Origin of the sequence: Paracidovorax cattleyae (assembly GCF_900104515.1) — a bacterium.
Lineage (GTDB): Bacteria > Pseudomonadota > Gammaproteobacteria > Burkholderiales > Burkholderiaceae_C > Paracidovorax > Paracidovorax cattleyae.
In genome coordinates this window covers 1-12,914 of record NZ_FNJL01000035.1, presented here as the reverse complement: position 1 = coordinate 12,914, position 12,914 = coordinate 1, and the positions used below count along the sequence as shown (strand labels likewise).

14 protein-coding genes are annotated in these 12,914 nt (G+C 69.9%); all 14 read left to right on the top strand.

Features of this window, described 5'->3' with window-relative positions; all coding sequences use genetic code 11:
* Positions 1–10 precede the first annotated feature (10 nt).
* A complete protein-coding gene (locus tag BLR05_RS21845; protein ID WP_092838879.1) occupies positions 11–1,270 on the top strand; it encodes a CaiB/BaiF CoA transferase family protein in 1,260 nt (419 codons plus the stop codon).
* Positions 1,270–2,499 (top strand): CaiB/BaiF CoA transferase family protein, encoded by a 1,230-nt coding sequence (locus BLR05_RS21840; RefSeq protein WP_092838876.1) that lies wholly within the window; start codon positions 1,270–1,272, stop codon positions 2,497–2,499. Before BLR05_RS21845 ends, BLR05_RS21840 begins: the two co-directional genes overlap by 1 nt.
* A 65-nt stretch (positions 2,500–2,564) precedes the next feature.
* A complete protein-coding gene (locus tag BLR05_RS21835; protein WP_092838873.1) occupies positions 2,565–3,347 on the top strand; it encodes an enoyl-CoA hydratase/isomerase family protein in 783 nt (260 codons plus the stop codon).
* A gap of 38 nt (positions 3,348–3,385) precedes the next feature.
* Positions 3,386–4,531 (top strand): thiolase family protein, encoded by a 1,146-nt coding sequence (locus BLR05_RS21830; RefSeq protein WP_092838870.1) that lies wholly within the window; start codon positions 3,386–3,388, stop codon positions 4,529–4,531.
* A gap of 2 nt (positions 4,532–4,533) precedes the next feature.
* Entirely contained in the window at positions 4,534–4,965 is a 432-nt protein-coding gene (locus BLR05_RS21825; RefSeq protein WP_092838867.1) for a Zn-ribbon domain-containing OB-fold protein, read from the top strand.
* Positions 4,962–5,939, top strand: coding sequence for a D-2-hydroxyacid dehydrogenase family protein (locus tag BLR05_RS21820; RefSeq protein ID WP_092838864.1), 978 nt, complete (start codon positions 4,962–4,964; stop codon positions 5,937–5,939). Before BLR05_RS21825 ends, BLR05_RS21820 begins: the two co-directional genes overlap by 4 nt.
* Before the next feature lie 35 nt (positions 5,940–5,974).
* Positions 5,975–6,985 (top strand): Bug family tripartite tricarboxylate transporter substrate binding protein, encoded by a 1,011-nt coding sequence (locus BLR05_RS21815; RefSeq protein WP_092838861.1) that lies wholly within the window; start codon positions 5,975–5,977, stop codon positions 6,983–6,985.
* Between the two features lie 44 nt (positions 6,986–7,029).
* Entirely contained in the window at positions 7,030–8,016 is a 987-nt protein-coding gene (locus tag BLR05_RS21810; protein ID WP_092838858.1) for a Bug family tripartite tricarboxylate transporter substrate binding protein, read from the top strand.
* Positions 8,013–9,191, top strand: coding sequence for a thiolase family protein (locus BLR05_RS21805; RefSeq protein ID WP_092838855.1), 1,179 nt, complete (start codon positions 8,013–8,015; stop codon positions 9,189–9,191). Before BLR05_RS21810 ends, BLR05_RS21805 begins: the two co-directional genes overlap by 4 nt.
* 11 nt (positions 9,192–9,202) lie before the next feature.
* Positions 9,203–9,619 carry a Zn-ribbon domain-containing OB-fold protein gene (locus BLR05_RS21800; protein WP_092838852.1) on the top strand — a complete coding sequence of 139 codons (417 nt, stop codon included), beginning with the start codon at positions 9,203–9,205 and terminating at the stop codon, positions 9,617–9,619.
* Complete coding sequence (locus BLR05_RS21795; protein ID WP_092838849.1) at positions 9,616–10,296, top strand: 3-oxoacid CoA-transferase subunit A; 681 nt, start codon at positions 9,616–9,618, stop codon at positions 10,294–10,296. Before BLR05_RS21800 ends, BLR05_RS21795 begins: the two co-directional genes overlap by 4 nt.
* The gene (locus tag BLR05_RS21790) at positions 10,293–10,940 is read left to right on the top strand and encodes a 3-oxoacid CoA-transferase subunit B (protein ID WP_092838846.1); all 648 of its coding nucleotides are present in this window, start codon (positions 10,293–10,295) and stop codon (positions 10,938–10,940) included. Before BLR05_RS21795 ends, BLR05_RS21790 begins: the two co-directional genes overlap by 4 nt.
* A gap of 218 nt (positions 10,941–11,158) precedes the next feature.
* Entirely contained in the window at positions 11,159–12,277 is a 1,119-nt protein-coding gene (locus tag BLR05_RS21785; protein WP_244160148.1) for a porin, read from the top strand.
* 363 nt (positions 12,278–12,640) lie between these two features.
* Positions 12,641–12,914: transposase (locus tag BLR05_RS26850; RefSeq protein ID WP_244160119.1), on the top strand; the 274-nt coding region annotated here is incomplete at its 3' end.

Here is a 12,914-nt window from a genome sequence, read left to right as displayed (position 1 = left end):
GTCGCCCACCATGCCTTCGTCCCCCACCATCGCCGGCCTGCCGCCGGGCGCCCTCGACGGCCTGCGGGTCGTGGAACTGGCCAGCCCGCTGGGCCACTACTGCGCAAAGATGTTCGCCGAGCTCGGTGCCGAGGTCATCCTGGTCGAGCCGCCGCAGGGCGCCGCCAGCCGCGGCTTCGGCCCCTTCATCGGCGGCGAGCCCGGCAGCACCGCCGGCGCCACGCACAGCCTGTCGTTCAGCTACCTCAATACCAGCAAGCGCGGCATCACGCTGGACCTGCACAGCCCCAAGGGCGCCGAGGCCTTCCGGCGGCTGGCGGCCACGGCCGACCTGGTGATCGAATGCGAGCGCCCGGGCCTGCTCGACAGCCTGGGCTGCGGCTACGAGGCCCTGTCGCGGCTGCGCCCCGCGCTGGTCATGACCAGCATCACCGGCTTCGGCCAGGACGGCCCGTATGCGCACTATGCAGCCGACGACCTGACCGGCATCGCCGCCGGTGGCTTCCTCTACCTGGGCGGCTACCCGGATTCGCAGCCGGTCGGTGCCTGCTCGGAGCAGGGCTATGCCGGCGCCAGCATGTTCGGCGCAGTGGCTTCCATGATCGCCCTGACCCAGGCCGAGCGCACCGGCCAGGGCGACCAGGTGGACGTATCCATGCAGGAGTGCATGGTGCTCGCGATGGAGAACGCGGTGCAGTTCTACGACCTGGAGGGCACGGTGCGCAAGCGCAGCGCCGGCCGCCAGCGCTTTGCCGGCACCGGCGTCTATGCCTGTGCCGACGGCCACGTCTACATGATGGCCGGCGGCATCGGCGCCAACCGCTTTTGGCAGCTCACGCTGCAATGGTTCCGCGAGGAGGGCGTTCCCGGCCTGGAGCGCCTGCTGGGCGAGGAATGGACCCGCACCGAGTACCTGGAGTCCGACGAGGCCAAGGCCATCTTCATGGAGGTCTTCGGCGCCTGGGCACGGAGCCAGCCCAAGGCCCGGCTCTATGCCGAAGGCCAGCGCCGGCACGTGCCGGTGGCCGCGATCCAGACTCCGGCCGACCTGGCCGCCAGCGCCCAGCTGGCCGCGCGCGGCTACTTCGTGGACGTGCCCCATCCGGCGCTCGACGCCGGCATGCGCATGCCGGGCGCGCCGTACCGGCTCGCCGCCACGCCGTGGCGCCTGCGCGGGCCGGCGCCCACGCTGGGCCAGGACAACGCGGCGGTCTTCGCCGAGTTGGGCCTGCAGCCCGAGCCGGCGGCCGCCGTGGAAGGAGCCTTCTGATGAGCACACCGCAAACCGCGCCCCTGGCGGGCATCCGCGTGACCGATTTCACCTGGATCGGCGCCGGCTCCTACACCACCAAGATCCTGGCCGACGCCGGGGCCGACGTGGTCAAGATCGAAAGCACCGGCCGCATCGACTCGCTGCGCCTGGCCGCCCCGTACAAGGACGGCATCAGGGGCGTCAACCGCAGCGGCTACTTCGCCGACCGCAACTCCGGCAAGCGCAGCCTCACGCTCAACATGAAGCATGGGCGCGCGCTGGAGCTGGTGACGCGGCTGATCCGCCAGAGCGACGTCATCGCCAACAACTTCACGCCCGGCGTAATGGAGCGCTTCGGCCTGGGCTACGAGGCCGTCAAGGCCATCAAGCCCGACATCGTCTACCTGGCCATGTCGATGCAGGGCGGCTCCGGGCCCGAGAAGGACTACCTGGGCTACGGGGCCACGATGGCCGCGGTGACCGGCATCCAGCATCTGTCGGGCCTGCCCGGCCGCGAGCCCGCGGGCACCGGAACCAACTACCCGGACCACCTGCCCAACCCCTGCCATGCCACCTTTGCGGTGCTGGCAGCGCTGCGCCACCGGCGCCGCACCGGGCAGGGCCAACACATCGACATGGCGCAGACCGAGCCCACGGTGGCGCTGCTGGGTCCGGCAGTGCTGGACTACACCGTCAACGGCGTGGACGGCCAGCCGTGCGGCAATGCCAGCCTGGACCAGGCGGCACCCTACGACGCCTTCCCGTGCCGCGGCGACGACCGCTGGATCGCCATCGGCATCCACGGCGATGCGCAATGGCGCGCGCTGGGCGAGGCCCTGGGTCGTCCGGCCTGGATGGCCGAATCCCGCTTCGCCGCCGGCGAAGGGCGCCGCGCGCAGGCCGATGCGCTGCGCACGCTGCTGTCGGCCGAGACCGCCGACCGCGACGTGGCCGAGCTCGTGCAGACGCTGCAGGCTCGCGGCATACCGGCGGCCGGCGTCGGCACCGCGGCCGACGTGATCGCCGACCCGCAACTGGCCCACCGCGGCCACTGGCTCACGCTGGACCATCCGGAGATGGGTCCGTCGCTCTACAACGCCCAGCCCTTCCGCACCCGGCGCTCGCCCTCGGGCGTGCGGCGGCCGGCGCCGCTGCTGGGCCAGCACACGGCCGAGATCTGCGCCGAGCTGCTCGGCCTGGACGACGGCGAGATCGCCGAGCTGACCGCCGAGGGCGCGCTCAGCTGAGCCGCCCGACCGCATTCCACCCACCGCACTGATAGCACCGATACCACCGAGAAAGAACCACACCGATGGCACTTGTCGAATTCACCGTGGACGACCACGTCGCCACCGTCCTGCTCAACCGCCCCGAGGCGCTGAACGCCGTGGACCCCGAGATGCGCCTGGAGCTCTTTGCCGCCTGGGACCGCATCCGCACCGATCCGCAGATCCGCGTGGCCGTGGTCACCGGCGCCGGGGAGAAGTCGTTTTGCACCGGCTCCGACCTGAAGAAGACGTTGCCGCCGCCCGAGACGCCGGCCCAGCAGGTCTACGGCGACGTGCCGGGCGCCGGCTCGCTGATCGCCAACCTGCGCACTGACAAGCCGTTAATCGCCGCCATCAACGGCTATGCGATGGGCGGCGGGCTGGAGCTGGCGCTGGCCTGCGACATTCGCATCTGCTCGGAGAACGCGCAGTTCGCGCTGTCGGAGGTCAAGGTCGGCAGCATGCCGGGCGCCGGTGGCACGGTGCGCCTGCCGCGCTACATCGGCCGCTCCGACGCCATGCTAATGCTGCTGACCGGCGACCGCGTGGACGCGGCCGAGGCCCTGCGCACCGGCCTGGTCAGCCGCGTCCACCCGCAGGCCGAGCTGGTCGAGGCGGCGCAGGTGCTGGCCCGCAAGATCGCCGGCAACGCGCCGCTGTCGGTGCGTGCGGTCAAGCGCATGGTGCTGCAGGGGCAGGACATGCCGCTGGACGCGGCGATGGACGCCGAGCGCAATGCCTTCGGCCTGCTCTACGCCAGCGAAGACCGCATCGAGGGCCGCAAGGCCTTCGCCGAGAAGCGCACGCCGCAGTTCCGCGGCCGCTGAGCTACGCCACCGCCGCCTTTCCCGTCACGAGACCTTCCATGCATCCACTCAAAGACAAGACCGCCATCGCCGGCGTCGGCGCGAGCCGGCAGGGCAAGCTGCCGGGCGACACGCCTATCACCCTGGCCACCGAGGCCTTCAAGCGCGCGCTGGACGACTGCGGGCTGAAGAAGGAGCAGATCGACGGCATCCTGACCATGCCCGGCACGGTCTCGCCCGAAGTCGCGCTCAACTACCTGCGCTTGGGCGAGACGGTGGGTATCAACCCGCGCTACACCGGCAGCAAGAACATGGGCGGCGGCACCGCGGGTGCGCTGCTGCATGAGGCCGCGCTCGCGGTCAACGCCGGCTTTGCCAACTACGTCGCCTGCATCTTCGGCGACTGCGCCGCCACCGGCGGCAACAAGTTCAACCGGGCCTCGGGCTGGGGCGATTCCTGGGGCATCTGGGGCTTCATGGCCGCGGCGGCAAACAGCGCCATTACCGCATCGCGCCACATGGCGCTCTACGGCACCACGAGCCGCCAGCTCGGCGAGATCGCCGTGGCCTGCCGCAGGCACGCGTCGATGAACCCCGAGGCGGTGATGCAGACGCCGATCACGATCGAGGACCACCAGGCCTCGCGCTTCATCGTCGAGCCGCTGCACCTGCTGGACTGCTGCCTGATCTCCGACGGCGCGGTATGCATCATCGTGACCACGAAGGAACGCGCGAAGGACCTGAAAAAGCCGCTGGTCACCATCTCCGGCATGGGCCAGGCCTACACCACCGAGAACATGGAGCGCGAGGACTGGTGGTACGTGCCGCACCAGAAGCAGGCCGTGGGAGATGCCTATGCGATGGCCGGCGTGGGCCCTCAGGACATTGACGTCTGCCAGCTCTACGACAACTTCACCAGTAGCGTGCTCGTGTGGTTCGAGCACGCCGGCTTCTGCAAGGTGGGGGAGGCCGGGCCCTTCGTCGAGGGCGGGCGCATCCAGCTCGGCGGCGCGCTGCCGATCAACACCGCCGGCGGCAACCTGTCAGAGTCGTACATGGAGGGCTGGCTGCACATCGTCGAGGGCGTGCGCCAGATGCGCGGCGAATGCGGGCCGCGCCAGGTGCAGGGCGCCGAGGTCTGCCTGGTTACCGGCCGCGGCCAGGCGCTCAACTGCGCGAACGCAACCATCCTGAGCAAGGGCTGAACATGAGCACCACTACCCCCGAATACACCAAGCCGCTGCCGACGCTGAACGACGAGAACCGCCCGTTCTGGGAGGCCTGCCGCGACAACCGCCTGAGCATGCAGCAGTGCGACGACTGCGGCCACGTGCGCTTTCCGATCAACCACGTCTGCCCGCGCTGCCTGAGCGACAGCTACCACTGGCAGACGCTGAGCGGCCGCGGCACGGTGTTCTCGTACATCGTGTTCCACCAGGTCTACAACAAGGCCTTCGCCCAGGACGTGCCCTACAACGTCGCACTGGTGCAGCTGGAGGAGGGCCCGCGCATGTACAGCAACGTGGTCGGCGTGCCCAACGACGCGGTGAAGGTCGGCGACCGGCTGGAGGTCGTGTTCGACCCGGTCACGCCTGAGGTGACCATCCCCCGCTTCCGGCTCGCGGGGCAGGGCGCATGAAGCCGCGTGTCGCCATCCTGGACGACTACCAGGGCATCGCGCTGCGCATGGCCGACTGGTCGGCGCTGCAGCAGCGCTGCGAGCTGGTCTCCTTCGACCGCCACCTGGAGGAGGACGAGGCGGTGGCGGCGCTGCAGGACTTCGACGCCGTCTGCCTGCTGCGCGAACGCATGGCCTTTCCGGCGAGCCTGATCGAGCGGCTGCCGCGGCTGCGCTTCATCGCGGTCACCGGCATCCGCAACCGCACGCTGGACCTGGAGGCCGCGCTGGGCCGCGGCATCGTCGTCTCGCACACCGAGCGGCGCGGCGACGGCCTGGGCGCCACGGCCGAGCTGGCCTGGGGGCTCATCCTGGCGCTGGCGCGGCACCTGCCGCAGGAGTTCGCCAACATGCGCGAGGGCCGCTGGCAGACCACGCTGGGCACGGCGCTCGGCGGCCGCACGCTGGGCCTGCTCGGCCTGGGGCGGCTCGGCAGGCGCATGGTGCCGGTGGCCAGGGCCTTCGGCATGGACGTGGTCGCCTGGAGCCAGAACCTCACCGACGAGGCCGCGCAGGCGGCCGGCTGCCGGCGGGTGGACAAGCAGGAGCTGTTCGCGCGCAGCGACTTCATCAGCCTGCACCTGGTGCTGTCCGAACGCAGCCGCCACATCGTCGGCGCGCAGGAGCTGGCCGCCATGCAGCCGCACGCGGTTATCGTCAACACCTCGCGCGGCCCGCTGATCGACCGCGCCGCGCTGGTCGAGGCGCTGCAGGCCGGGCGCATCGCCGGCGCCGGGCTGGACACCTTCGACGTGGAGCCGCTGCCGGCCGGCGACCCGCTGCGCCGGCTGCCCAACGTGGTGCTCACGCCGCACCTGGGCTACACGGTCGAGGAGCTACTGCGGCCGTTCTACGAGGACACGGTGGAGAACCTCGCGGCCTTCCTCGACGGCCGGCCGCTGCGGCTGTTGCGGCCAGACACCCCCGGGCACTGAACCCGCTTTCGCCGATACCAAGAAGGAGACAAGACATGACAAAGCAACGGGCAGGAGCGGCATCCATCGCCGCCATGCCGACCCTCTCCCGCCGTGACCTGCTGGCCGCGGCGCTGCTGGCCGCCGGCGGCGGCGCAGCGCAGGCCCAGGCCTGGCCGGAGCGCACCGTGCGCGTCGTCGTGCCGTACCCGGCCGGCGGCACGTCGGACCAGATCGCGCGCCTGCTGATGGCACGCCTGTCGACCTCGCTCGGCCAGAGCTTCTTCGTCGACAACAAGCCGGGCGCCACCGGCACGCTTGGCGCTCTGGACGTGATGCGTGCGCCGGCCGATGGCTACACGCTGATGTTGACCGACAACACCTTCGCCATCACGCCGTCGCTGTTCAAGAAGCGCAAGTTCGACCCGGTGGCCGACTTCACGCCGGTCACGCTGGTGGCCAGCACGCCGGTGGTGCTGGTGGTGGCACAGAACGCGCCGTACAAGACGCTGGCCGACCTGGTCAGCGCATCGAAGAAGGGCAGCGCGCCGATGCCGTATGGCGCGGGCGGCTATGGCGGCGCCGTCCACCTGGCGTTCGAGTTGCTGGCCGATCAGGCGCAGGGCAACTTCGTGGCAGTGCCGTACAAGGGCTCGGGCGAGGTGCTGGCGGCCGTGCTCAGCGGCACGGTGCAGGCGCTGATCTCCGGCATGCCCAGCGTGGCCGGCCAGATCAAGCAGGGCGGGCTGCGTCCGCTCGCGGTCAGCGGCACCAGGCGCCAGCCGGCCATCCCGAACGTGCCGACCTTCGCCGAGGCCGGGCTGCCGAACTACAAGGTGATGCCCTGGTTCGGCGTGCTGGGCCCCAGGGGCCTGCCGGACGGCGTGACCGCGAAGCTCCACGACGCGATCACCGCGGAGCTGCGCAAGCCGGACTTCCGCACTGCTATGGACGCCATCGGCGCCGCGCCCGAAGGGCAGGGCCCGGCCGAGTTCTCGCGCATGCTCAAGGACGAGGTCGCGACCTGGTCCAGCGTGGCCCGCAAGGCGCAGATCGAGCCGCAGTGAGCCTGCCTTCCATCACGAAAAAAACACAACAGAGGAAGCACGCCATGACCATCGCCAAGCACATCGCAGCCGCCCTGCTGGCAGGCTGCGCCTTCGCCGCCCCCGCCGTCCATGCCCAGGACGCGGCCGCGTTCCCGAACAAGCCGATCCGCCTGGTCGTGCCCTATACGCCCGGCGGCAGCGCCGACGTGCTGGGCCGGGCCCTGGCGCAGCAGCTGGCCGGCCGCTGGGGCCAGCCGGTCGTCGTCGACAACAAGCCGGGCGCCGACGGGCTGCTGGGCGCGGACGCCGTCGCCAAGGCACCTGCGGATGGCTACACCCTGTTGTATGGACCGAATGCGCTGTACTCGATCTTCCCGTACATGCACCCGAAGGCCTCGGTCAGCGCGCAGCGCGACCTCGATGCGGTGGCCGGCGTGTCAATCGCGCCCATGGTGATGGCCGTCTCCTCCACGCTCAAGGTCGGCAGCGTGGCCGAGCTGATCGCCCTGGGCAAGGCCCGTCCCGGCGAGATCGGCTTCGGCTCGGCCGGCAATTCGTCGCTGCAGCGCATGATCGGCGAGAACTTCGCCAGGCTCGCCGGCGTGAAGATGGTGCACGTGCCGTACAAGGGCACGGCCCAGGCTGGCACCGACCTGGCCGGCGGCCAGCTGCACGTGCTCTACGGCAGCCTGACCAGCATCGAGCCGTTGCTCAAGGCCGGCAAGGCCCGGCTGCTGGCGGTGAGCTCGCAGAAGCGCTTCGCGCTCATGCCGGACACCCCGGCGCTCGGCGAGACCCTGCCGGGCTGGAAGGACCTCAACACCTTCCAGGGCATTTACGCACCCAAGGGCCTGCCGCCGGCCGTCGCCCGCAAGATCGCCGAGGCCGTGCAGGCCGCAGCCGAGTCGCCCGACATGCAGGCCCGGCTCAAGGCCAACGGCTTCCAGTCCAACGCCGGCACACCCGAGCAGTTCCAGGCCCAGCTGCAGACCGACTACCAGACGATGGGCGAGGTGGTGCGCGCGGCCCATATCAGGCCCGAGAAATGAGCGCGCATGTCCGCGGCGCCGCGGCCTGCATCGTCGGCGCCTACGAACATCCGCTGCGGCTGGCGCCGGACCATTCGGTCGCGCAGCTGCATGCCGAGGTGGCGGCCGGCGCGCTGGCCGACGCCGGCCTGGACCGCAGCCAGGTCGATGGCTACTTCTGCTCGGGCGACGCGCCGGGCCTAGGGCCGACCTCGATGGCCGACTACCTCAACCTGCGGCTGCGGTGCTTCGAGAACACCGACGTGGGCGGCGCCTCGTATCTGTCGCTGGTGGCCCATGCGGCCGGTGCCATCGCCGACGGGCGCTGCGACGTGGCGCTGGTCACGCTGGCCGGCCGGCCGCGCAGCGAGGGCGTGGCCACCGGCACGCAGGCGCGCCTGCGCAGCGCCGACGCGCCCGATGCGCTCTGGGAGTATCCCTACGGCCTAGCCAATGCCAACGGCTATGCCATGTGCGCCCGCCGGCACATGCACGACCACGGCACCACGCCGCAGCAGCTGGCCTGGGTCAAGGTGGCCGCATCGCACCATGCGCAGCACAACCCGCATGCCATGCTGCCCAAGCCGGTCACGGTGGAGGAGGTGCTCGCATCGCCGCTGGTGGCCGATCCGCTGCACCGGCTCGACTGCTGCGTGGTCAGCGACGGCGGCGGCGCGGTCGTGTTGGCCCGCCCCGAGATCGCCCGCCAGGCAGGCCGCCCGTTCGTGGCCCTGCGCGGCCACGGCGAGACCATCGAGCACACCCAGGGCGGCTATCGCGGACTGACGCACACCGGCGCGGTGCGCTCCGGCGCCGCAGCCTTTGCGCAGGCCCGGCTCGCACCGCGCGACATCCAGTACGCCTCGATCTACGACAGCTTCACCATCACGGTGCTAATGCAGCTCGAGGACCTGGGCTTCTGTGCCAAGGGCGAGGGCGGCCGCTTCGTGGAGGACGGCCAGCTCATCGCCGGCGTGGGCCGCCTGCCGGTCAACACCGACGGCGGGGGCCTGTGCAACAACCATCCGGCCAACCGCGGCGGCATGACCAAGGTGATCGAGGCCGTGCGCCAGCTGCGCGGCGAGGCGCACCCGGCCGTGCAGGTGCCGGACTGCGCGCTGGCGCTGGTGCACGGCACCGGCGGCAACCTGGCGAGCCGCCACGGCAGCGCGACGCTGATCCTCGAGAGGCACTGAGGGGAGACACCATGCTGCTGTCCGACGACACCGCCGCGGCCCTGTGGGCCGCAAACCCGGGGCTGGAGCCGTTCCATGCCGCGGCCGAAGCCGGCCACCTGCTGATCCGCCGCTGCACCGCCTGCGGCAAGGCCCACTGGTATCCGCGGCCGCACTGCCCGTTCTGCCCTGGCACCACGGCCTGGGAGCCGGCCAGCGGCCGCGGCCGCATCTACAGCTTCGCCGTCACCGGCAAGCCGCCGCAGCGCCGCGCGATCGCCTACGTGACGCTCGACGAAGGGCCGATGCTGCTGACCCACATCGTCGGCGCCGACCCGCACGCGCTGGCCATCGGCCAGGAAGTCGCCGTCGCCTTCGAGCCGGCGGGCGGCAGCCTGCGCCTGCCGGTGTTCGCGCCCCTGCATTCTCACCAGGACACCTCCTCATGATCGACAAGCAAGTTCCCACGCTCGCGGCGGCCGTGGCCGACATACCCGACGGCGCCCGCATCATGGTCTCGGGCTTCGGCGGGGCCGGGCTGCCCTACGAACTGCTCGACGCCCTCGCAGTCCGCGGCCTGCGGTCGCTCACCATCATCAGCAACAACGCCGGCAGCGGCACTACCGGCATCGCCCAGCTGGTGCTAGCCGGCCAGGTGTCGAAGGTGGTCTGCTCCTTTCCGCGCCAGGCTGGCTCCACCGCGTTCGACACGCTGTACCTGCAGGGCCGGCTCGCGCTCGAGCTGGTGCCGCAGGGTACGCTGGCCGAGCGCATCCGGGCCGGCGGCGCAGGCATCGGCGGCTTCTTCACGCCTACCGGTGCCGGCACCGAGCTGGCCGAAGGCAAGGAGACCCGCGTGCTCGATGGCGTGCCGCAGATCTTCGAGCTGCCGCTGCATGCCGACTACGCGCTTATTCGCGCGCACCGAGCCGACCGCTGGGGCAACCTCACCTACCACGGCTCGGGCCGCAACTTCGGGCCGCTGATGGCCACGGCTGCGCGCTGCACCATCGTGCAGGTTGACGAGGTGGTGGAGCTCGGCACCCTGGATCCGGAGCACGTCGTGACGCCCGGCGTCTTCGTTCAGCGGGTCGTCGCCAGCGCAGCCGAAAGGACCCAGCCATGACTGCCGCCGCATTCCGGCCCCGTACCGTTGCGCAGATTGCCCGGCGCGCGCTGGTCGACATACCGGATGGCGCCGTCGTCAACCTAGGAATTGGCCAGCCGATGGAGATCGCCAACCACCTTCCGCCCGACCGCGAGATCGTCATCCATTGCGAGAACGGCATCCTCGGCGCGGGGCGCCTGGCCGTCGGCGGCGAGGTGGACGACCAGCTCGTCAACGCGGGCAAGCAGCCGATCACGCTGGTGCCAGGCGCATCACTGTTCCACCACGGTGATTCGTTCACGATGATCCGCGGCGGGCACATCGACATCTGTGTGCTCGGCGCCTTTCAGGTGTCGGCCCGCGGCGACCTGGCCAACTGGCGCACGCTGGACAGCCAGGCCGTGCCGGCCGTCGGCGGCGCGATGGACCTGGCCACCGGTGCGCGGCAGGTCTTCGTGATGATGGAACTACGCAGCCGCGCCGGCGCGAGCAAGCTGGTGGAGCGCTGCACCTATCCGCTCACCGGCATGGGCGTGGTCGACCGCATCTACACCGACCTGGCGACCTTCGCCATCGTGCCGGAGGGCGTGCAGGTGCTCGACCGCGTGGACGGGCTGTCGCATGCGCAGCTCGAGGACATCGTCGGCTTCGGGCTGCGCTGACGCGCCGCCGCGGGCGGCCGCCGATATCTCATGACATGGAACGGTTTGCGGGCTGGAGATGCGAGCGAAAACGGGAGGAATCGCTACATTCTTCAGCACCCTTCGATAACCGATAGGTTGCGCCTGCGGTGCAGGAGCTATCGGATCCTATCGGAAGGGGCGCCGCACGGCATGCGCCGGCGGCACTGCGCGACCATAACCTGGATGGAGACAACATCGTGAAATCGACCCTGGCCGCCCTGTTGGCGGCGCTGCCCTGCATCGTGTCTGCCCAATCGTCGGTGACGATCTTCGGCGTGCTCGACGCCGGCGTGGCCAGCATCCGCAACGAGGGCTCGGCCCGCGTCACCGGCCTGGTGAGCGGCGGCAGCAACACCTCGCGCCTAGGCTTCCGCGGCAAGGAGGACCTGGGCAGCGGCCTGGCGGCCAGCTTCTGGCTCGAAGGCGAGCTGCAGGTGGACGACGGCAATGCCACCGGCGGATTCAACTTCGTCCGTCGTTCGACGGTCAGCCTCAGCGGCCGCTTCGGCGAAATGCGCCTGGGCCGCGATTTCACGCCGACCTACCTGAGCATGAACCCGTTCGACGCCTGGCGCCAGCGCGGCTTCGGCATGCTGGAGAACTTCGGCCCCGCACGCGGCAGTGCGAGCGTCGCCTACCAGCGGCTGTCGAACTCGGTCGCCTATTTCCTGCCCGAGGGGCTGGGCGGCCTCTACGGCTCGGCCATGTACGGCTTTGGTGAGCAGCCATCGGACAAGGCCGTCGTCGCCAATGCGGCCGGCCTGTCGACCAATGCGGCCAACGCCACCACCCGCCACACCGGCAACTACCTCGGTGCGCGCGTCGGCTACTCGCGCGGGCCGGTCAACGTCGCCGTCTCCTATGGCGAATTCAAGGACGTGGTGCGGACCGTCGCACCCTCGTCGTATGCCGACAGCTACCGGCTGGGCAACGTCGCCGGCGAATACGACTTCGGCGTGGCCACGGCCAATCTGTTCTACCAGCAGGAGCGCATGGCCGGCCGCGCGTCCATCGGCAGCTTCGGATTCGACACCCTGGCCGCCGGCCTGACCGTGCCCCTAGGCTCCCACACGCTGCGCGCGCAGTACGCGCGCTACCACGTGCGCCACAGCGGCAACGACCTGGCCAAGCTCGCCTTCGGCTACCTCTACAACTTCTCCAAGCGCACCTGGGTCTATGCCGACGTGGCGCGGATGAAGAACGAGGGCAGGTCCGCGGTGACGCTGGGCGGTGTGGGCAATTCGCTGCTGGCGGCCGTGCCGCAGCCAGGCGGAAAATCTACCGGTGTGTCGGTGGGAATTCGCCACAGTTTCTAAAGCCATCGGCACTCTATCGCTTGGCTGCGCTCGTCTGCATTTCGATGAGCGACCTCCGCCAGTCGAGAATACTGAGCGGTGCTCTGCTGATGGCATTTTGATAACGGATTAGCTCTGCTGGACTGACGCGCCTTGAAGCGCGTAAATATAATTACATCTGCCTGTATTGGTAGCATCTGATAAATTTCCAGTCTGCGCTCGAAGCTATGCAAAAGTGCCGAAGCTAGCATCACATGCGTGGGTTATTTACCACTTGGTGGTACTTGCCCAGTCACGTGCTGATTTCGATGCTAGTTGGGAACCTCTCAAAACCCGGCCACTCCCTTGTTCACCGACAAGACCTGAGCCGTCCTCCTCACCATGATCTCTCCTCGCAGCGCCTTGAAGTTCGATCTGTTTGCCGAGGCGTCGCGCCAGCATAAGAGAGATGAAGTGGGCGATCCGTTGCAGGTAATCGCGCGGCACATCGACTTCGCCGAGCTGGCGCGGCTGGTGGATGCACTCATCGAGCGCGGCGATGGCCGCAAGGGTGGTCGGCCGGCCTATCCCGTCGAGGTGATGGTGCGCATCCTGGTCTTGAAGCGCCTGTACAACCTGTCGGACGAGCAGATGGAATACCAGTTGCTGGACAGGGCGA